The organism is Paenibacillus sp. SRL342, from assembly GCF_984798905.1.
Genome location: NZ_OZ481790.1, coordinates 4,771,468 through 4,792,853, shown reverse-complemented (window position 1 = coordinate 4,792,853; position 21,386 = coordinate 4,771,468). Strand labels below are relative to the sequence as shown.

20 protein-coding genes are annotated in these 21,386 nt (G+C 45.8%); 14 read left to right on the top strand and 6 right to left on the bottom strand.

Annotation, left to right across the window (positions count from 1 at the left end; genetic code table 11):
- Window positions 1–113: 113 nt before the first annotated feature.
- Window positions 114–713, bottom strand: coding sequence for a 30S ribosomal protein S4 (rpsD, locus tag AC4E8D_RS21075; protein ID WP_062835377.1), 600 nt, complete (start codon window positions 711–713; stop codon window positions 114–116).
- A gap of 465 nt (window positions 714–1,178) precedes the next feature.
- Between rpsD and AC4E8D_RS21070 the strand changes: the two genes are divergently transcribed.
- The 5 genes from AC4E8D_RS21070 to AC4E8D_RS21050 all read left to right on the top strand — a co-directional run bounded on the left by AC4E8D_RS21070 (window position 1,179) and on the right by AC4E8D_RS21050 (window position 6,249).
- Window positions 1,179–3,170, top strand: a complete 1,992-nt coding sequence (locus tag AC4E8D_RS21070; RefSeq protein WP_221825339.1) for a sensor domain-containing diguanylate cyclase — start codon at window positions 1,179–1,181, stop codon at window positions 3,168–3,170.
- A 100-nt stretch (window positions 3,171–3,270) separates the two neighbouring features.
- Window positions 3,271–4,161 carry a hypothetical protein gene (locus AC4E8D_RS21065; protein ID WP_221825336.1) on the top strand — a complete coding sequence of 297 codons (891 nt, stop codon included), beginning with the start codon at window positions 3,271–3,273 and terminating at the stop codon, window positions 4,159–4,161.
- Window positions 4,162–4,272: 111 nt separating this feature from the next.
- Entirely contained in the window at window positions 4,273–5,388 is a 1,116-nt protein-coding gene (locus tag AC4E8D_RS21060; RefSeq protein ID WP_490205188.1) for an aminopeptidase, read from the top strand.
- A 96-nt stretch (window positions 5,389–5,484) separates the two neighbouring features.
- Window positions 5,485–5,730, top strand: a complete 246-nt coding sequence (locus AC4E8D_RS21055; RefSeq protein WP_036614658.1) for an HPr family phosphocarrier protein — start codon at window positions 5,485–5,487, stop codon at window positions 5,728–5,730.
- Between the two features lie 225 nt (window positions 5,731–5,955).
- A complete protein-coding gene (locus AC4E8D_RS21050; protein ID WP_017687426.1) occupies window positions 5,956–6,249 on the top strand; it encodes an Fpa/YlaN family protein in 294 nt (97 codons plus the stop codon).
- Window positions 6,250–6,483: 234 nt separating this feature from the next.
- Here the strand turns inward: AC4E8D_RS21050 and cax are convergent, their stop codons facing one another.
- Window positions 6,484–7,554, bottom strand: coding sequence for a calcium/proton exchanger (cax, locus tag AC4E8D_RS21045; protein ID WP_036674882.1), 1,071 nt, complete (start codon window positions 7,552–7,554; stop codon window positions 6,484–6,486).
- Between the two features lie 183 nt (window positions 7,555–7,737).
- On the opposite strand from cax, the gene AC4E8D_RS21040 reads away from it, so the two are divergent.
- Entirely contained in the window at window positions 7,738–8,100 is a 363-nt protein-coding gene (locus AC4E8D_RS21040) for an Asp23/Gls24 family envelope stress response protein (RefSeq protein WP_017687428.1), read from the top strand.
- A gap of 129 nt (window positions 8,101–8,229) precedes the next feature.
- Here the strand turns inward: AC4E8D_RS21040 and ftsW are convergent, their stop codons facing one another.
- Window positions 8,230–9,519: a putative lipid II flippase FtsW gene (gene ftsW / locus AC4E8D_RS21035; RefSeq protein ID WP_490205187.1), complete on the bottom strand. Its 1,290-nt coding sequence runs from the start codon at window positions 9,517–9,519 to the stop codon at window positions 8,230–8,232.
- 13 nt (window positions 9,520–9,532) lie between these two features.
- Window positions 9,533–9,880, bottom strand: a complete 348-nt coding sequence (locus AC4E8D_RS21030; protein WP_074095774.1) for a YugN family protein — start codon at window positions 9,878–9,880, stop codon at window positions 9,533–9,535.
- 210 nt (window positions 9,881–10,090) lie between these two features.
- Between AC4E8D_RS21030 and AC4E8D_RS21025 the strand changes: the two genes are divergently transcribed.
- From AC4E8D_RS21025 to AC4E8D_RS20990, 8 genes are all read left to right on the top strand, one after another.
- Window positions 10,091–11,260, top strand: coding sequence for a M20 family metallopeptidase (locus AC4E8D_RS21025; RefSeq protein WP_490205186.1), 1,170 nt, complete (start codon window positions 10,091–10,093; stop codon window positions 11,258–11,260).
- Between the two features lie 194 nt (window positions 11,261–11,454).
- Window positions 11,455–13,149 carry a DNA repair helicase XPB gene (locus AC4E8D_RS21020; protein WP_339177826.1) on the top strand — a complete coding sequence of 565 codons (1,695 nt, stop codon included), beginning with the start codon at window positions 11,455–11,457 and terminating at the stop codon, window positions 13,147–13,149.
- 36 nt (window positions 13,150–13,185) lie between these two features.
- Window positions 13,186–14,904: a helicase-associated domain-containing protein gene (locus AC4E8D_RS21015; protein WP_490205185.1), complete on the top strand. Its 1,719-nt coding sequence runs from the start codon at window positions 13,186–13,188 to the stop codon at window positions 14,902–14,904.
- 152 nt (window positions 14,905–15,056) lie between these two features.
- On the top strand, window positions 15,057–15,494 hold the full coding sequence (locus AC4E8D_RS21010) for a YlbF/YmcA family competence regulator (protein WP_036614642.1): 438 nt from the start codon (window positions 15,057–15,059) through the stop codon (window positions 15,492–15,494).
- Window positions 15,495–15,524: 30 nt separating this feature from the next.
- Entirely contained in the window at window positions 15,525–15,788 is a 264-nt protein-coding gene (locus AC4E8D_RS21005; RefSeq protein ID WP_026080981.1) for a YlbG family protein, read from the top strand.
- Window positions 15,789–15,953: 165 nt separating this feature from the next.
- Window positions 15,954–16,391, top strand: coding sequence for a hypothetical protein (locus AC4E8D_RS21000; protein ID WP_017687436.1), 438 nt, complete (start codon window positions 15,954–15,956; stop codon window positions 16,389–16,391).
- 132 nt (window positions 16,392–16,523) lie between these two features.
- On the top strand, window positions 16,524–17,447 hold the full coding sequence (locus tag AC4E8D_RS20995) for a selenium metabolism-associated LysR family transcriptional regulator (protein ID WP_221825328.1): 924 nt from the start codon (window positions 16,524–16,526) through the stop codon (window positions 17,445–17,447).
- Between the two features lie 64 nt (window positions 17,448–17,511).
- Entirely contained in the window at window positions 17,512–18,375 is an 864-nt protein-coding gene (locus AC4E8D_RS20990) for a PHP domain-containing protein (RefSeq protein ID WP_490205184.1), read from the top strand.
- A 146-nt stretch (window positions 18,376–18,521) separates the two neighbouring features.
- Here the strand turns inward: AC4E8D_RS20990 and AC4E8D_RS20985 are convergent, their stop codons facing one another.
- On the bottom strand, window positions 18,522–18,968 hold the full coding sequence (locus tag AC4E8D_RS20985) for a GNAT family N-acetyltransferase (RefSeq protein ID WP_490205183.1): 447 nt from the start codon (window positions 18,966–18,968) through the stop codon (window positions 18,522–18,524).
- A 377-nt stretch (window positions 18,969–19,345) separates the two neighbouring features.
- Window positions 19,346–21,118, bottom strand: coding sequence for an Rqc2 family fibronectin-binding protein (locus AC4E8D_RS20980; RefSeq protein WP_449005364.1), 1,773 nt, complete (start codon window positions 21,116–21,118; stop codon window positions 19,346–19,348).
- Window positions 21,119–21,386 lie beyond the last annotated feature (268 nt).

Genomic DNA, 21,386 nt, shown 5'->3' with positions numbered 1-21,386 from the left:
ATATCGTTATTTACGTTCCTATAATGAAGATAATTAAAAAAAAGCATAGAAAAACAGCTGCCGAGAAAATCTCGACAGCTGTTTGGATTGAAACTTTAATGTTATTGCAACGATTAACGGTTGTAGAACTCGACGATTTGTTTTTCATCGATGTCTTGGGACAATTCAGCACGCTCAGGCAAGCGGATGAATTTACCTTCTACAGCTGCTTCGTTGTATTCAACGTATGCTGGAAGATGCGAACGGCCTTCCAAAGCTTCTTTAACGGAAGAAAGAGCGCGGCTCTTCTCACGCAAGCCGATTACATCACCAGTGCTTACTTGGTAAGAAGCGATATCGACTTTTTTACCGTTTACAGTTACGTGACCGTGTGCTACCAACTGACGCGCTCCAGCGCGGGAGTTAGCGAACCCAAGGCGGTAAACGAGGTTGTCAAGGCGGCACTCAAGCAAGAACATGAAGTTCTCACCGGCAATACCTTGCATTTTTTGAGCTTTAGAGAACAGTGTGCGGAATTGCTTCTCGCCCAAACCGTACATGTGGCGCAATTTTTGTTTTTCTTGCAATTGCATACCGTAGTTGCTCATTTTTCTGCGTTGGTTAGCTCCGTGCTGACCTGGAGGGAAAGGGCGTTTCAATTCTTTGCCTGTTCCGCTAAGGGAAATGCCGAGGCGACGGCTCAATTTAAATTTAGGACCAGTGTAACGTGCCATGTTTAAAGTAGCTCCTTTTTAGTTAAAGTTCATATTAGGGCTCTGTTTGCGCTCCAATTTGTTGATGCGGGCTTGGCCTCGCATAGAACGATCAGGAAAGTTCAGCCGCTGTCCTGAAAGCAACAAAAAGAATGAGGGTGACACAACCGGTAATGCCCAAATTTAAAGACCCATTAGTAGTCTTCATCAACAATTTATATTACAGTTTAAGAGAAACAAAGTCAAGCATAGAATAAAAGCAAAAAAACGTCTAAATTTGTCGATAGGTCATTGGGCCTAAAATAATGGGACAATTTTCTGAAATATGGATGCAAAAAAGCTATAAACAGAGTAAAATAGATTGTATCTTAACTTTAAATCATCTCTATGTAACAAGGTTATCGCAACGAATTTGCAGGTTTGCGATAACGTCTGCAGATTAATGCATCCTGGTGGATGCAAAAACGGTGCAAAGGAGCGCCTGACATGTTAGAACATCTAAGAAGTTTACCTGCCAGCTTGAATTCACGAAGTTCGGGCGATTCCGCATCTTTTGCCGCTCCTCGTTCTCATGAAGAGCATGTGTTGTGGATGCAAAAAATGGATATCACACCTTTTGATTTTTCATATTTGGGCAGCTTGCTAGAGCAGGCATACAGTGACTGGAACTCCAGAGTGGGTTCAAGGCTGACCAGAACATCAACCTTTTACAGCGTGTGGAACACGGAAGGCGATTGCATAGGATACGATAGCGATCATGAAGCTGATCCGGGTGTAAATGCACGCAGGCTGGTATTGGAATGTTTGGATAAGAGACAGGTCCTGTCCCTTAAAGGGACAAGCGAACACGGAGAATATCTTATAATAACACATCCCTTATTCTCCAGAACAAACAAGGATATGTTTGCCGTATTTACTGCTGTGATCTATGAATCCAATGGATATGAAACGTCTGAAGCTGTGGTTCAATCTGAGGCATTGCATTATCGCACCTGCTTTTACCGAAGATTTGAATACATATTTATGACGGACCTGTTACATGCTCATGAACAAACAGCCCGTGAGGAACACCGGAGGTCCATCCTCTTTCAGATTGTTCAGCGAATGCATGACAAAATGGATGTCGAGGCCATATTGGATGAGGTATTTGACAGTATGGACTACTTGTACCCGGCCACTTATATCAAATTGTATATGTCTCAGGATCAGAGCAATTCTGATCCACGGATTAAACCGTTGCTTGTCCACGAGCGAGGAGAAGATATTTGTGTGCGTTCATTTATGGAAGGTAAGCTGATCGTTGCTCGCTCAGATGATGCAGAGAACCGCATTGTAGATATAGGGATTCCGCTCAAAGGCAAACAAGGCATATACGGTGTGTTCCATATCGAAATGAATGAAGAGATTATGGAAGAATCGGACTTGCAATTGATTACGATGATGGTAGACACTGCAGGAACGGCCTTTGAGAACGCCAAGCTACATGAACAATCCAATATGTTAATTCAGGAACTTCGTTTAATTAATGATCTTACACAGCGGTTGAACAAAAGCCTGCATCTTTCGGAGATCTATCAATTATCCGAGCAAGAGTTAAAGGAAATATTCCAGGCTGAAACGTGTTGCATTCTTCAACTCAATGACAGTACAAATGACTTCGAAGTCATGTCATCTAACGTGAAAGATGTTTTTCACCAATCCTTTTCTGTAGACTACGGTATCGCAGGTTTGGTGTACCGAACAGAGGAACCACTTATTATAGTCAATTATGCACAGTATGATAAAGTGTCCTCCTTTTTCATGGAAGATACGGGATCCATGTCACTGATTGCATCACCGATCAGAGTTAATGGTGAAGTGAAGGGTGCCATTTTGCTGGGACACAGTAGAGAGCACTACTTTTCATATGATAACTATCGACTCTTGCAGATGTTATCCATTCATATCGGGCTTGCCCTGTCAAATGCCACGCTGCATGCTGAGGTTCGGCGCTTGGCTAATCTGGATATGTTGACAGGTCTGTACGTGAGGCATTATCTGGATAGTGTGATTCACGAGCGACAGGCTCATGAATTCTGTGGCTCCCTCATTGTGGTGGATATTGATCAGTTCAAACAGGTGAATGACACATTCGGACACCAGACGGGGGATCAAGTATTGAAGCAAGTGAGTGAGATCGTCACCAGCTCTGTTCGCTCAGAGGATGTCTGTGCCAGATGGGGTGGAGAAGAACTGGCGATCTATATGCCACAGGTGAGTGTAAGGCAGGCGTTAGATTATGCGGAAGTGATTCGTAAGAGAGTCGAAGAAGAGACCAGACCGCCCGTTACAGTATCCAGTGGCATCGCAGAGTGGAATTGGATGGATGAAAAGGTCAGTGTAGAGTCCTTGTTTTATCGGGCTGATATGGCTTTGTACAGCGCCAAGAATGGTGGTCGGAACAGAATCGTTGTAGAGGAACAGAATGTAACACGTTAAGAGAACAATTCCAATTGCGGAGTCGTTCTCTTTTTTTTGTGCATGGGAGAATCAAGTTGTGTATAGAAGGAAGTATAAGCATATACGGGCGGGGCAATCTATGGAGAAAGTTCACGGAAGGGTGAAGATAGACATGTTTAACCGCCATTCGGTACGTACATTATGGTTATTTGTGAGCATCGTGATTATTGGTGTTCCGGGTTGTGGATTAATCCAGCGAGATCAAACGCCTGAAGAGGTTTTTTCCTTGGCTTTATCGGGGATAGCGGGAAAAGAAACGTTGAGTTTTGAAGGAGAGGCAGGACTTCGACGGGAGAACAGTGGGCTGTTCGAGAATCAGTTTAAATTTGAAGGCAAGTTGGAGAATCATGATCGTCTGACCCTTCAGACCCGGTTACCTGGAGAAGTGACCGCTGTGGGCACAGGCATTCAAACAACTGCCGTAAAAAATAATGGACAGCCCAGTGGGTTTAGCGCCTCTTTCGAGCGGAAACAAGGGCAATGGATGGCATTGTCAGCGCAGCATGAGCCACTCCGTGGGTCTCTTTCTCGTTTTAATCCAATTGCCCAATTGGAGAAGATCGATGGGATGCACAAAACCATTCAATCCGAGTATGGTGCCGGTCGTCGAACCAGAACATTACGGATTGAACTTGCACCGGAAGACGCCAAATCATGGGCTGTAACCCAGCTAAACGACGAGATGAACGCCATTCGGTCAGAATATATGCATAAGGCAGCTTCGGTGAAAGGGGCGCGTAAGGAGAAGCTTGAGAAGGATCTGGAGAAAGTTTGGAAACAGGGTGAAACAACAATGCAACAGATGATGAAACAAGCGAGCGTGCAGACGGTATATCATCTCACGGTAGATCGGAAGAGCAGTCTGCCTCTTCGCTTATCCTCTGAAAGTCAGATGAGTTATACGGACAACAACCGTAAAAGTAACAAAGAAGCCCTTGTCACCGATGTTAACTTCAAGTCATATCAATAAACGAAGTGAGGGACTGCCTGCTGACGGGATGACTGTTCGCGTGCTACAATAGTATCGTAATTTACCGTTGTTCAATTCAAGTATGGCAGATGACAGGAGGATTTTACCAAGATGAAAGACCCAAGAATTCAAAAGCTTGCAGCAAACCTGGTGGGCTATTCAGTAGATGTACAGCCTGGTGAAAATGTATTGGTTGAGATGATTGGATCGGAACGTGATCTGATTAACGCCATTATTGAAGAGGTAGGCAAAAAAGGTGGTAACGTCTTTGTACAGTTGACTGATAAAACCGTACAGCGTGCGATGCTGAAAAATGCCACAGAAGAAATGATGAAAACATGGGCAGAGATTGATCTGAACCGTATGAAACAGATGGATTGTTATATCGGTATTCGTGCGGGAGAAAATGTGAATGATCTGTCCGATGTGCCGGAAGAAAAAATGAAAATGTACAATTCATTGTACTCCCACCCGGTACATAGCGAACAACGTGTCAAACATACGAAATGGGTTGTACTTCGTTACCCTAACACAAGTATGGCGCAACTTGCCAATACAAGTACAGAAGCGTTCGAAGATTTCTACTTTGACGTATGTAACCTGGATTACGCCAAAATGGACAAAGCGCAGGACTCGCTCGCTAACCTGATGAAGCGGACGGACAAAGTTCGTATCACCGGACCAGGAACAGAACTGAGCTTCTCCATTAAAGATATCGGTGCAGAGAAATGTTCTGGCCAAAAAAATATCCCGGATGGCGAAGTGTACAGTGCCCCTGTGCGTAATTCCGTGAACGGAACGATTAGTTATAACACACCAACGCTGTATAACGGAGTGACATTTGAAAATATCAAGTTCACTTTCGAGAATGGAAAAATCATTGAAGCGACAAGTAACGATACAGAGCGTTTGAATGAAATCCTGAATTCGGATGAGGGTGCTCGTCATATCGGTGAATTCGCGATTGGATTTAACCCGCATATTCTGCATCCGATGAAAGATATCCTGTTCGATGAGAAAATCGCAGGCAGCTTGCACTTTACACCGGGTCAGGCCTACGAAGAAACGGACAATGGCAACCGCTCGTCCATCCACTGGGATCTGGTATTGATCCAGCGTCCGGATTACGGCGGCGGGGAGATTTATTTTGACGATGTGCTGATTCGCAAAGACGGTATCTTTGTTATTCCTGAGCTGGAATGCCTGAATCCGGACCGTTTGAAGTAGGAGCAGGATTTTGCTGTTGCTAGGAAAGCGGATTCACGGTATCATGTAGTGGTAATTAATAGATGATACCAATAGTAAAAAGACGGAGGGATTCCTATGTCGAGTAATAACGCGGCTGTAGTGGAAATTGCTCAAACAGCAGGCAAGTTTACTTCTTCAATCGTGCTTCATTCGGAGAACAAGTATATCGATGTAAAAAGTATTCTCGGATTGTTTACAACGCTGATCAGCACGCACAGCTATGAACTGCATGTTCATGGTCCAGATGCAGTTGAAGCAAAAGCAGCCATGTCAGAAGTATTTGCCAAGCATGGACTGAATGTAAGCATCGCATCTGAGTAATAGCTCTCAAGAAGCACCTTTGCCTTTTTAGGCAGGGGTGTTTTTTGGCATGAAATGATCTGAATACTCGTCTGGACGTGACTGGAACAGGTGGATTAAGCTTCAACAAAAGGCTTAACTTTGCGGGCTTATTTTGGTCAGGTTCTTGTATTAGCTCTTCATTTCGTCTAATATTAGAGGTAGAACGTCTTTACGCGATTTTTGGGACATAGGGGGGAAAAATGCATGACTTCATCTGATCTGCAGGACCAGCTGAATTTGAAAGCGATCAGTCTTCTTCAAGAAGATGCAGATAAAATACAGAAGCTTATTGAAGTACAGATGGAGAATCTGGCTACCCGCTACTGCCCTCTCTATGAGGAAGTATTGGATACACAGATGTATGGGTTCTCCAAGGAAGTTGATTTTGCTGTTCGTGCAGGGCTCCTTCCAGAAGGTGCAGGTAAGCAGCTGGTTAGCGCGCTTGAGCGGAATTTGGCAATTCTATATGAAGCCTTGAACAAGAAGAATGAGCAATAGCCTGCAAATGCGCGGGTCAGAATAGAAGGCATGCAGACGTCTATGCATGCTTTTTTTGTGCATCTGAACGGGGATGGAGATATGGCCAGCCAGAAGGCGTATACAAGCAAAGAGACAGCACCGAATATATATTCGGGCTGCCTCTTATAGTTTAGATCGGAAGGTTGTTCTGTCATCGGAGTGTCCAGTGTAAATATTCTTTAGTTCAACTTATATCGCTACGTGAAGGCCTGGTTACACCAAGAAGAAGGATACACCGAGTATGATATATACCACGAGCAGGAGTAAACCTTCGTACCAATTCGTTGAACCATCTTGGGTAATGGACTTCGCAATAAATACGGATACGCCGATGGCGACCAGTTCAATCGTTGTAAATACGATATCCATGGTTCTACCTGTGAAGTAGCTGACAAAAATCAGTACAGGAGCGACGAAGAGCGCGATCTGCAAGCTGCTGCCAACCGCAATCTCGACGGCTGCTCCGATTTTATTTTTCATGGCAAGCATGATGGCTGCACTGTGTTCGGCCGCATTACCGATGATGGCCACAAGGAATGCACCGACAAACAGTTCGCTAAGTCCAAATTCCGAAGTGAAGACTTCGAGCGTGCCTACCAGCCATTCACTGACAAAGGCAACCATGACTGTTGCGAGCACCAGATAGAGAATAGATTTTTTCTTGGACCATGCCGGAGCATGCTCATGAGGTAGCTCTTCATCGCGATCCTCAGTGACGTCTGCAAGGTAGTTCTTATGCGTCACCATGGAGAATAACAACCAAGCAATATACGCGAGAATGAGCAATCCGGCCACGATGAGACTAAGTGTATTGGTGTCTTTCTGTGTAATGGAATGTGTATTGAGAAAGACTGCTGGAATAAACAGGGCAATGATGGCAACAATCATCAGAGAACCATTCAGACCTGCGAGTGAAACATTATAATTCTGAATTTTAAACTTGAGTCCTCCGGCAAAAATACTTAACCCGAGCACTAACAGCAGATTTCCGATGATGGAACCTGTCAGACTTGCTTTGACCATGTCGAACAGTCCCTCTTTGACGAGGAAAATGGCGATGATCAATTCGGCGGCATTGCCGAAGGTGGCATTCAAGAATCCACCCAGCCGCTGTCCGGCATAGTGGGCCACATTTTCGGTGGCTTTGCCTAAAAAACCGGCCACAAAAATAACCGAAATGGCTGATATCACGAACTGTAGAATCGAATCCCATTTCAAGTAGTGGGCGATGGCACTGAGTGCAAAGAATGCAATCAGCAAAATGGATGAAATCCGGTTTCTCACAACAAACACCTCGGTTATAAATTATTTTGTTTTGAATTACACTGTAAATCGCTTATGAGATTATTTTCATATTTCAATATAACCAAATGGTGGTAGGTTGTAAACGCATCTTTTTGAGTTTAATTTGCTTTTTGGGGTGGAAAGGATTTAAAATACGAGTAACGAAGTGAAGGAGGATGTGGCATGGCAGAACAACTTCAACTGGAGAGCGGAAACATCCGGATTGCCGATGACGTGGTTGCAAAAATTGCCGGAATGGCTGCAATGGAAACACCCGGAATTGCCGCAATGTCTGGAGGATTGTCAGAGGGCTGGGCGAAGCGACTCAGCGGTAAAAACGTACAGAAAGGCGTGAGCGTTGAGGTCGGCCAGCTGGAAGCAGCCATTGACCTGCGCATCATCGTCCTGTACGAAACCCCGATTCATGAAGTTTCCCGTATGCTTCAGCAGAATGTAAGAGAAGCGGTAGAGACCATGACCGGATTACGCGTGGTTGAAGTCAATGTAAAGGTAGAAGGCGTATCTTTCAAAGGCGACGATCTGTAGAATTCGCAATCCGCAATGGAGGACAGAGCGATATTGACCTGTTCTTCATCTTGATAGACAGAATTGTACCGAGTACACAGAAAAAGGCTGCGCATCCATTGGGTGCACAGCCTTTTTTGAGTTGTTTTTTTATCGAATCCGACGGATGGACTCCCGTGAACGAAGAGCAGGAGAGGTGCGAGTCTGCGTCTGTACAGTCACGGACTTGGTTTTCTCTTCCTTAATCACGTCCAGATTGTTGGTGCGTGAGATACTGAGCAGAATGCCCATGGCAACCATCATCACAAAGAGTGAGGTACCTCCATAACTTATAAACGGAAGCGTGACCCCCGTCACCGGAATGGTCTGAGTTACACCACCGATGTTGATAAATGCCTGAATCGCGATCAGTCCCATGATACCTATGCCGACCAGTGTTCCGAACGGATCGGGACAGCGAAGAGAGACAATGATTCCGCGCCAGATGAAGTACAGGTAAACTAGCAGGAATAATGCACTTCCGATGAATCCGAGTTCTTCCCCGATTACGGAGAAAATAAAGTCATTATACGCGTTTGGCAAATAATGCAGCTTCATCGTACCTTGTCCAATCCCGGAACCTGTCATGCCGCCATCACCAATGGCAACAAGAGAACGGTAGAGGTTAAGACTTCCGCCATTAATATCGGACATTGGATCAAGGAAAGCCTGAATACGTCCGATTTTGTAGTTCTGCTCCGCAGTGACTGCTGTTGTAGCAGTCGTTGTGTCGGAAGGAGACATGGAAGAAAACAAGGAATTCGCTCCGAACGCCAGTGCCCCACCGAGTACAACCAAGAGAATCGAACCCAGGATATGTTTCATACTGGCTCCACCGGCATAGATCAAGAGACCACAGGTGGACACCAGAATGAAGGTGGTACCGAAGTCTGGTTGCAGCATAATCAGCCCTGCGATGAATCCAACGATAAACAGGACGGGAAAATACCCTGTCTTGAAAACCCTGAAGCCTTCACCTTTTTTGGTGATCAGTGCAGAGAGGTATAGAATGATAGCAATTTTCGCGAACTCTGCAGGCTGAAGACTGAAACCAAAAATGTGAATCCAGCTTCGTGCACCGTTTAATACTGCACCTGAGATCAAAACAATCACCAGCATGACCGTAGTAAGCAGGAAAAAGGGCGCATAGAGCTTTTTGTACTTGTTGAAGCGGATATTCATGGCAAAAAACATGCCAAATAGACCGATAATCGCCCACATAAGTTGTTTTTTCGTGAAGTAAAGGGCATCATTGTTAAATCTTTCGCTTGCGATTGCAATGCTGGAACTGGAGCTGAATACCATCACCAGTCCAAAGCCCACCAACAATAAAGTGAGGATTAGCAGTTGAAAATCCGGCGTGCCTCTCTTCGTTTTCGTTTGGGCCGTTTGTTGTTTCATCGTTTGGCCCAGCCTATGCTTCCAGCAGTTCTTTGAGCTGCTGTAATTTTTCGGCTGCCAGCTTCACGACTGGTTGCGGAACGGAAGAGTCATAATCCAGGCCGTGAGGGAAAGTGGCTTTGCCAAGGTATACTGCTTCAACAGCAAGAACGGTATCCGGTTTTTCCAATTTGCCTTCCACAGCGCGGGTATTAATGCGTACAAAGTATTCTGAGTTGGTTTGTTCATCTTCAATTTTGTAGTCATATGTAGCACGGTAATATTCCCATTGCCACCGGACAAATCCGACTTTCTCGGCGCTCTCATCCAGGTATGCCAAGTCGCTTTTCAAGCCATCCAAGCCTGTATTCTCAAAAATCATAAGCGTTTGATCCTCCTCATAAGCTTCCGAGTATAATTTCTCGAGTATTTCTCTAGTTCATGATAGTATGTTTCCCCTTCCCGTGCAAGCTTTCCAAAGGCGTTTCGTATCGGTTTTCTTCCAATTCTGCTACAATATACAGCAATAGGTTTGAAGAGGAAGGTTCGGGCTTGATCCAAGTCCCGTTTAAGATTGAAAGGGTGGAGAGACATGACTAATAATATATGGTGGGAAGATCTGCAGATCCACATGGTGGAATGGCGGCGTCACCTTCATCGCAATCCAGAGGTTTCCTTTCATGAGGAGAAGACATCCTCTTTTGTAGCGGATATGTTGGAGAGCTTTGGCGTGGAAGTGAGGCGTCATGTTGGTGGTCACGGGGTCATCGGTACCATTCGTGGGTACAAGCCGGGTCCTGTCGTCATGCTGCGAGCTGACATGGACGCACTGCCAATTCAGGATGAGAAGAATATTGAGTATGCATCACAACAAGCAGGGGCGATGCATGCATGCGGCCACGATGGTCATATCTCAATCTTGCTCGGTACGGCATTGTATTTCAGCCGTCACAAGCAGGAGATCCAAGGCGAGATTCGCTTTTTGTTCCAGCCAGCAGAAGAACTGCTGCCGGGCGGTGCAGTTCAGGTCATTGCGGATGGTGCGCTTGAAGGCGTGGATGTCATATATGGCATTCATCTGTGGACCCCGCTGCCTGTAGGTGTTGTTGCCAGTAAAGCAGGACCGATGATGGCGGCGGCGGACGATTTTTACATTGAGATCAAAGGCAAAGGTGGACATGGCGGGATGCCACAATCCACGATAGATAGTCTTATCGCGGGTTCTGCGCTTGTGATGCAGCTTCAGACCGTTGTCAGTCGTTCGGTTGATCCATTGCAACCCGCGGTGCTGACCATTGGTACAATGCAGGCGGGCTCGGCTCAGAATGTAATTGCAGAGCAATGCAAAATGAGCGGTACGGTAAGAACGTTTGATGAAGAGACCCGAAATGGGATGAAAGAGCGTGTGCTTACCATGGTAGCCCAAACAGGGGCAGCTTATGGAGCAGAGACGCAAGTGAAATATATTATGGGATATCCGCCTGTGGTGAACGATGAACAGGAGACAGCACGTTTCTTCAGAGAAGCTACAGAATTATTTGGAGCAGAACGAGTGCAAGCTTCCCCAATGCTGATGCCAGCGGAAGATTTTGCGTATTATCTGCAGAAGGTTCCAGGGTGCTTTATGTTTGTTGGAGCAGGCAACCCGGATAAAAATGCGATCTATCCGCATCATCATCCGATGTTTGATTTTGATGAAGACGCGATGCAGACAGCCGTGAGATTATTTATCGCCATGGCTAAGGGTTACACAGCCGAATGACTTTATAGCCAGTTGGGCATCCTGTTCATACCGAGGTATGGGCAGGATGTTTTTTTGTGGATTTTTATAGATGTTGTTCAAAAAGTCCATCTTCTCGGTACTGAAAACCAGACTTTTTGAACTCGCAATTATAGAGGTTCATTTTCGGAAGCTGCCGGAACTGGACTTTTTTTGTGATAGGAGGAAGGCTCCAAATGGAAGGAACAGAACATATGGTCAGGACAGATGCTTGTATCGTTCAGCGAGATTTTACAGTTTTGCTGGAAGTTGGCCACCCCGGATTCGAAAGAGCAAGAGAGCAGCTTGGGATGTATTCAGAACTGGTTAAGACACCGGCAGCGTTTCATACCTACCGAATCACTCCGTTATCGCTCTGGAATGCGGCTGCGCTGGGATGGAATGCAGATCAGGTCATCGCAAGTTTGGAGCTGGTATCCCGCTGGAACGTACCTGCTGCACTCATACAGGATGTTCGGAGAATCATGGATCAGTATGGCAAATTAAGGCTGCATTCCGAAGCAGATCACACCAGAATGCGTCTTTACAGTGAGGATGAGCGGTTGCTGGATGAATTAAGTGGATTGAAAACGATAGCTGCCTTTCGCATGGAACGCAAGGACGCTCATGAACTACTGCTTCCAGGAGAACAGCGAGGGTTATTAAAAAGGGAATTAACAAGGTTAGGTTACCCCGTACTTGATTACGTGGGGTATCGGGAGGGAACCAAGCTTTCATTCCAATGGCGAACCAATGGTCCGGGGGACCACTCTGAGCAATTTGCGCTGCGTTCTTACCAGAGAGAGGCTGTGGATGCATTCGAAGGCAGTGAGGGCATGGGAGGAAGTGGTTTACTCGTACTTCCTTGCGGGGCAGGCAAAACGGTCATTGGTATGGCCGTGCTGGAGCGGCTTCAATGTGAATGCTTGATTTTAACGTCCAATACAACGTCTGTGCGACAGTGGATTCAGGAAATTCAAGACAAAACCACGATTACCAGCGAACAGATTGGTGAGTATTCAGGTCAGAAAAAACAGGTAAAACCTGTGACTGTAGCTACATATCAGATTCTTACACACCGGAAATCAAAGGATGCTGATTTTACCCACATCAAACTGCTCAGTGAGCGGCAATGGGGGCTGATCATATATGATGAAGTACATTTGCTGCCAGCACCAGTGTTTCGTGCAACTGCGGATATTCAAGCTACGCGAAGACTGGGATTAACGGCTACATTGGTTCGAGAGGATGGCTGTGAACAGGATGTTTTCTCGCTGATTGGTCCGAAGCTCTATGATATGCCGTGGAAACAACTGGAGCAACAAGGGTGGATTGCTGATGTACAATGTCAGGAGATACGTATCCCGTTTTCCCCGGAACTAAGATCGAATTATCTGCAAGCTGAGGTTAAGCACCAATTTCGATTGGCTGCCGAGAATCCGGCAAAAGTACGTGTAGTCAAGCGTTTGCTGGAACGTCATCGGGATTTGCCTGCACTAGTGATTGGACAATATCTGGATCAGTTAGAGTTGATTGCCCGGGAAATTGAAGCACCTCTGATCTCGGGAACCATGTCACAGCAAGAGCGAATCAAATGGTTTGCCGCTTTTCGGCGAGGAGAGATTAAAACGATTGTGGTATCCAAGGTTGCCAATTTTGCTGTGGATCTGCCAGATGCTGCTGTTGCGCTTGAGATATCCGGGAGTTTCGGGTCAAGGCAGGAAGAGGCACAACGTTTGGGGAGAATTCTGAGACCAAAAGCTGGAGAAAACAAAGCATATTTCTATGCGTTGGTATCGGAGGATAGTAAGGAACAAGAGTTTGCACTAAACCGTCAGATGTTCTTGGTGGAGCAGGGATATGAATATGCCATCGTTCATGAGAACGAATAGTCCATTTATACTCGCGAAAAGAGGAGGGATTGGGATATGTCTTCATTTGAACCAATAGATGAGCCTGTGGTACTGAACCTTGATTCATGGTCAAAGCTTACTTTGGTGGAGCAAAAAGTGCTTGGTGCAATTTTTCACAAACATGCGGGTCAGCCTTTTTCCTCCCTCCTGCCGCGAGAACAGTGGGCCATCGAAGGACTAAGTGTCGCAGAAGTCAAATCCTCATTCGTCAACCTTAGGCAACAAAGATGGATTGAATCTGCATATAAGAGCTGGGGGGAGCAATTATTCTATATTCCTGCTTCACTGTTGGAGACATTGACGAGTGCTTACGCACAAAGAGTGGGCATAACCGTTGAACAGATAACACAACATGCTCAAGTACTACAGGAGGGAAAGCCGGATATTGCTGCAGAGTTACTTCATTTGGTCGCGTGGATTGAAAGAGAAGGACTTCCTTTGACAGGTAAAGGCACTATACATAAAAAAAGTGTTCAAAAATTAAGTGTGATCACAGTATTATCTTCGACAGACTTTGAAGGTCTGGGTATCCGATATGAACATTCGGATTTGTATCCGACCCACGTAGCAATCCTTCTCGATCTACTGCTCAGTCTGAATCTCGTTCAGAAGTCAGATGGCCAAATTCAAATTGTAGATCATCGATTACAAAAATGGTTGAAGCTTTCGTGGAGACAGATGCATCGGGAAATATATCAAGCGTGTATGGAAAGATACGGTGAAGCTGAACCCGCGTTGCAGCATTTCCGTTATCAATTGGCAGTGTTTGCTCCAGAAAAAAACATATGGTGCCATATAGAGAATTCGGAATTGAAACCACGGGTCAGGGGCTGGCTCTGTGCACTGGCTGGCTGGGGTTATGGTGAAGTAGGAGAAGATCAATCGGGAGCGCTGGCATTCCGCTGGCTGATCGAACCGCAGAGCCTGTTAAATCGGGAACAAGAGATGGTAAGTGAGACGGAGCCGTGTGGATTTTACATGCAGCCAGATTTCGAAATGTTGGTACCGCCGGAAGCAAGGCCTGATGTGATCTGGATGCTGGAGCAATACGCAGAACGGGTGACACGTGATCAAATGTCCATCTACCGTTTGACAAGAGAACGATTCATTTCGGCCATTGCCAGAGGGTATGGACTACATGAAGTGATGGAGTTTCTGGATCAATATGCTCTGACAGGCATACCGGAGAATGTACGGATTGCGTTAGCAGATTGGGGAAAGGGGACGGGTGCTACACCGTTGACTGTAGATCGGAATATGAAGGTAATGGAGGCAAGTACAGGCTCTGCAGATGATCCGAAGTTATTAGAAAAGGATATGTTGAGCGATGTATATTCTTCTTTCTACACATCGGATAATCAAGGTCTGGTTGATGTCCCTGCATTTCTGCATGGGTTGGAGCGTGATCATTCTTTCATTGAGAAGAAGTTCTCTCTGTTGGGATTTGAGGAGATACCGGAGACCTGGTACAGGGAGTGGCGTCGATATCATAGTTCAACAGCGCGACAGATTGCTACCAAAGCCATTGAGTGGCAGACCAAGCTGGGGATACAACAGGAAAATCGTACGCAATACCTCATTCCACATCAGGTAGAGGGTCATGAACAATGGACTTTAAGTGGTTGGTGCATGCTGGATTCAAGTGAAAATACATCAGAGACGGAATGGCGTACATTCTCCCCGCCAGAGTGGGATACAATGCGTCTTATCCTGCCAGATGATGTCATAACCTGACTATTTCACGTGAATATCAGGTTGAAAGGCGAATTTTCGAGTTCCCCCTATTTCTAATTGCAGGAAAAACTCTTCTTAACTATTCATGGATATGCTATGATGAGGTAGTCTACGTTAAGTAGAACTTTATATATAGATAGGATGAATATTTCATGAGCGTAGCGGAAATGAACACGGTCGATATGGCCCAAGTGTTAACGGGCGCATATGAACTGGGCGACATGATTAACCAATCTGCCGAAGTATCGGATTATTTATATTGGAAGCAGCAAGTCGAGACTACCCCTGAGATTCAGATGGGGATTCGGAAGCTGAATGCCAAGAAGGAATTGTTTGAAGAAACACAACGTTTCGGTCATTTTCACCCGGATTATCATGCAGCAAAAGACCAGGTGAAGGCTCTGGAACAGGAGTTGGAAAATTTTGAGGCGGTAATCCGCTTCAAACAGGCAGAGAAGTCCCTGGATGATATGTTATTCCAGATGTCAGAGACCATTGCATTTGCAGTGTCAACGACCATTAAGGTACCGAGCAATGACCCGAATCCGAAGGGCGGCTGCGGTAGTGGCGGCAAGTGTGGTTGCAGTTAAGTAATCATTATAGAAGGGCGGGGAACGATGATGTTTGCGGAAAGGACAGGATTCATTATTTGGGTCAGTGATTTGAAGGCTGCCCGTAATCTCGAAAAATATGGCACCGTGCATTATATCTCCCGCCGTATGCATTATGTAGTCATGTATGTTAATGCAGAACGGGCAGATGATACGATGAAAAATGTGAAGCGACTTTCCTATGTGCGCAAGATCGAACGCTCGTATCGTAATGAGATCAAAACCGAGTATGCCAGCAAAACGATGGACAAAACGAGCTTTTACGGAATATAGAAGAGAAACTGGAGGGACCCTTTGGGGTCGCTCTTTTCTTGAATTATGCACAAATGGACTCTTATGAAAAAAAGTTAAACTTACGCCTTGAGGTTACGGGACTAATGTTGTAATATATTTGGTAATAAATAGATAGAAAGTCCTATCTGGTGGAGAGTGATTCCCATGCGTGATAAGGTGATGCAACGTTGGAGCACCTACGAGCCGTTTTTCGTGGCTCTTGGAGACAAGAAAGTGGCCGACATCGTCATTACCCATCATGCCAAGATGCGGTATGCAGACCGTATTGAGCCTGCACGTAGTGATGATGACCATATTGCGGCGTGGTTATGGGAGTGTCTGAAGCAAGACCGTATAACACCATACTACCGTAATGAACAGGACGTCTACCTGATTGATGAGGATCTGGTGGTGGTCGCCGAATTTTCCGAACTTGAAGGAGAATATGATATCGCGGGCAACCCGCTGCACAAAATGATTGTAGTTACGTTTCTGGGACGTATGTCGGAGACCATTGAATTGAGGGACCTGAAGTCATATTATTCATGGTTAAGACATTCAAGAAGAATGACGTTGGTCAAAAATAGCCGCAAGCATAAGTAAGTTGGAGTAGATTCAATATGTTGAACTCATAGATTCAAGTATTATCGCATGCAGACAAGCTGCATGCTTTTTTTGTTGCCAAGCGGGAAATCGGCTACAATGTAGAGAGTGTAATCGAAGAGGGGCGAAGATATGAATTTTCACCAATTGCATATTTTTTATACGGTAGCAGAGAAGGGGAGTTTCTCAGCTGCTGCACAAGCATTACATATGACTCAACCTGCAGTAACGATGCAGATTCAATCATTGGAAGACTATTTTGGCACCAAGTTACTGCATCGTTCCACCAAAAAAATAGAATTATCCGAGGCGGGCCGGACGTTATTACCTCATGCGAAACGGAGTGTAGAGCTGGTCAGACAGACGGACGAAGCGATGTCGGCGTTTACCCAGATGTTACAGGGCCGACTCCAGTTGGGAGCCAGTTTAACGATCGGGGAATATGTGCTTCCACGCATGCTCGGACCATTTGCACTTCAATATCCGGATATTTCCATCGTCATGAAAGTGATGAATACAACGCAAATTATGGATGATATATTGAAGCACCAGCTTAATTTTGGTCTGATTGAAGCGCCAGTGAACCACCCGGACATGATTGTAGAGCCTGTCATGCAGGACGAGCTGAAACTGATTGTACCTGCCGGGCATGATTTGGCTAAGCGCAGCAAAGTGAATATTGAGGATGTAATGAATTATCCTTTTGTGTTGCGTGAGAAGGGCTCGGGTACTCGTCAGGTGATGGAAGACCAATTGCAAAAGAAAAAGATTGATCCACAGGATATGAATGTGGTGATGGAACTTGGCAGTACAGGAGCGGTAAAATCGGCCGTGGAGGCAGGGGTAGGCATTACGATGTTATCTCCTTCTTCGGTGCAGCATGAACTGGCTCTGGGACTTGTTCATATTGTGGATATCCGCGGACTCGAATTCAAAAGGCAGTTCTATGCCATCCATCTAAAATCGTCCTTGTTGCCCCTGTCAGCAGTCGCTTTCCTGAATTATCTGCGCCAACAGGAGCAGCCTAAGTCGGTACACAAGACAGGGAAGGCATAATAGCCGGAAACTCAATGATAGATGAGATTTAATCCAAATGACTTACACAAAGGAGGTGTTGTACATGGATCAACGCCAAGGACGCTGTGATCTTCATACGCATAGTCAGGCTTCAGATGGAATGCAGCCACCTGCTGATAATGTGAAGCTTGCCAAACAAAAAGGACTATCTGCGGTTGCCCTAACAGACCATGATACAGTAGCCGGTGTAGCGGAAGCACAACAAGCGGGAAAAGAGTACGATATTGATGTTGTTGCCGGAGTGGAGATCAGCACTCGGGCTGGTGGGAAAGATATTCATGTGCTTGGGTATTATGTGAATACAGAGGATGAGCAGTTCCTGCAACGGTTGCGCGGATTACGAGAAGCGCGAGATGAGCGCAATCATCTGATTATCGCCAAGCTCCAAGAACTTGGGCTTGATATAAGCTGGCAGGAGGTACTGGATGAGCTGGGACGACCGTTAGAGCCGGATGAGAGTATTGGAAGACCTCATATGGCCGATGTGCTGGTGAAGAAGGGATACGTTGTTGACATGCGGGATGCATTCGATCGGTATCTTGCTGAAGGCAAGCCAGGCTTCGTATCTGTACCCCGCGTTGCACCAGAGGATGCGTGCGAGTGGATCAGAGCCGCAGGTGGAGCCGCTGTGATTGCCCATCCGGGTCTCTATAATGATGATGAATTGGTGCGACGTATCATCGAAGACTCTCGTCCAGATGGCATTGAGGTGTTTCATTCGGACCATGGCCCGGAAGAGGAACGCAGGTATGGTGAGCTGGCCAAGGAATACGAACTCATTGAAACAGGTGGATCTGATTATCATGGCGAACGGCAAGGTGTTGTTTTCCACGGGGATCTCGGTAGCAAGACGGTAGCGGTTGATGTGTTGAAAAGATTGCAGGCGGCTGCAAACAGCAAGAGGTAGTCTAATCTAGACAGGTTAACACTTTATAGGGCTATGAGTTTTTTGTTGTTTATAGAGGTACATTCTAAGGTAGGAAGAGCATAGGACATGGAAACATAGTAGGCTAAACCTACATGTATTCATGTCCTTTTTTTGTTAAAAAGAGTCTACGTGATCGAATAGTTTACCCAATCGCCACGTGTAGCCCCGAGACGTTCGAATAATTGCTGTGCTCGCCCATTGGTCACTGCTGTGATCCAAGACATATATGCACATCCATGGTCACGCGTATATTGCTGACAGTGTGCAAATAATTTGGCTTCTGCTTCGCCTTCTCTGAATGTTTCCGTAACGAATAGGTCATTCATAATGGCAACACGCTCTGCTTTCATCGTGCTGTATGTAAAGAACAGGGTGGAAAATCCGATAAGCTTCCCGTCTTCTTCTGCCACGAATTGCGCACCGATCTGCTGATTAAGCAGGTTGTTGATCAGAAGCTGGATGGATTGATCACTTGGCCAGGGGTTGTTGTAGAATCCCACCACATAGTCATGCATTAATGCCATCAGGGGTTTCAGATCATCAGGTTGAGTTTCTCTGATATGTATCGTCATGATACACTTCCTTAACAGTAATTTATATTTCTTAGAATTGAATTATTATACATATAAACGAATTAATATTCAATAAAATGATAAATAAGCTGAGCTTCACCTATCACTCAAACAACTAATGCAATAACAAAAATCCCCTGAACCGTTAATGGTTAGGGGATTTTTCTATTGTTACTGTTACATCTATATAAGTTGAACTAATCATTTACACGATAACGGAGAGGACAGAAAAAACCTGAAAAAGCGGAGCGTTCGCCTTTATCCCCGGATTTTCCCTTGAAAAAGGGGATCAAAAAAATCTGGGGATTACAGCGATTGGAAGGTTGTTCTGTCATCGTAGTGTCAGTGTAAATAATCTTTAGTTCAACTTATATATACTATCCATTTTTAATGGTGGATGGCAGACTCTTGATCAATTCATCATTTGGCGTGACAAACAAGGTCTTCTGGTGATCATAGATGACAAAACCCGGCTTCGCACCACTTGGTTTGCGTACATGACGGATAAACGTGTAATCCACAGGCACACTGCTTGATTCCTTGGCTTGGCTGAAATACGCAGCAAGCTGTGCCGCTTCTTCCAATGTAGCTTCACCAAAGTCAGTACTGCGAATGACCACATGTGAACCTGGAATGTCTTTGGTATGCAGCCAAGTGTCGTTGGAAGAAGCGAGACGGTTGGTCACATACTCATTTTGCAGGTTGTTTTTGCCCACAAGAATATCAATCCCCTCGGAGGAGGTGAATTGGTGTACGGTCGGACGGTCGCTTTTCTTCTTCTTTTTACCCTTCTTGTTACGGTCACGAAGGTATCCCTGTTGCACAAGCTCATCGCGTATTTCCTCAATATCGTTCATCGATGCAATGGACAGCTGCTGCAACAGGTTATCGAGATAGTCAATCTCGTCTTTGGTTTTGCCAAGCTGCTCATGAATGACAGCCAGACTGTTCTTGTATTTGTTATAACGCTTGAAATAACGTTGTGCGTTGTCAGACGGTGTAAGCAGCGGATCAAGTTGAATGGTAATGTTGGCTTGGTCTTCATCATAGAAGTTCACAAGCTCCACGCTCTTGTCCCCTTTGTGGACCTGATGCAGGGAGGCGAACAGCAACTCACCCCATAGTCTGAACTTGTCCGCATCGTCGGCTTCGAGCAGATCCTTGTTCAGGTTATCCAGCTTTTTGATGTTCTTGCTTCGCTCATTCTGTAGAAAACGGAGCAGATCACTTACTCTCTGTTTAACCGTGTCCCGTTCAGCCTTGTCTCCGTAATAATCTTCCATGCACTTGCTCATCGTGTCATAGGTTTTCTCCAAGTCCTGAATGCTCTGAAGATGAACGGCCGAGAAAATCATTTTGCCTTTGGCGTTCATTCCGGTTACAGGCGTGTAGACATGATCTCTGACAGGTCCCATCACGGCTTCAAAAGCGTCCCAGAGTGCACCAGACTCAACTCGGCTCTCACCCTCAACCACATCTGGAGTGCTCACGATGCCTTCAGCAGCAATCCCACGAGCAGCAATCTCTCCCGCAATTAACGGGCTAAGACCGCTAAAGGAATTCACAAGCCAGCGTGATGCCTCTTCCTCAGCCGCATGATAGCTGTCCTCGAATGCTGTACGACTCACTTCGAGCGGATTACTTTTATGTTGCTCGGGTGGGGCGGTATACGCGAATCCGGGCATGATTACCCGGTAGCTGCTGATGGAAGGAGTCACATGATGAATGCCATCCAGAATCGTTTCTGTAACGGGATCAAGCAAAATAATGTTACTGTGACGCCCCATCAATTCAATGATGATCCGTTTAACCGAAACATCTCCCAGTTCGTCGCGCTGGCGCACATTGATGTGGATAATACGCTCCATGCCAATCTGACGGATCTCCTCAATGATTGCACCTTCACAGTGCTTACGGAGCAACATGCAGAACATGGGTGCTTCCGTAGGGTTAAGGAATGTCTTTTCCGTATAATGCACACGGGGATATGTCGGGCTTGCCGAAACAAGCAATTTACTATTTCCGCGCTGAGCACGCAGGGTGAGAACTACGTCATGGCCATTCGGCTGATGGATCTTGCTGATACGTCCACCAATGCAGCCTTGCAGTTCATGAACAATGGCCCGTGTTACAATGCCGTCCAATGCCATTTTTTCCACTTCCTCTCTCTATCGAGCATCTGCATTTATCATGCCAAATGCTTCATCTATATAACTGAAACCGTGCAACCAGGTATGTAAAAAAACAAGGACTGGCTACAGATTCTTCGTTGCTTGCCTGTTGAACGCTTGAATTGGTACTGCGCAGAACATCGCAGACTTTTATTTTAGCCTATTCTGTCCATCAGGGAAAGGATTCACCTTCCGGGTGCTAATCACAGACCTGTCCGAATACATATAGAGCAGGTAGTTTGTCCGG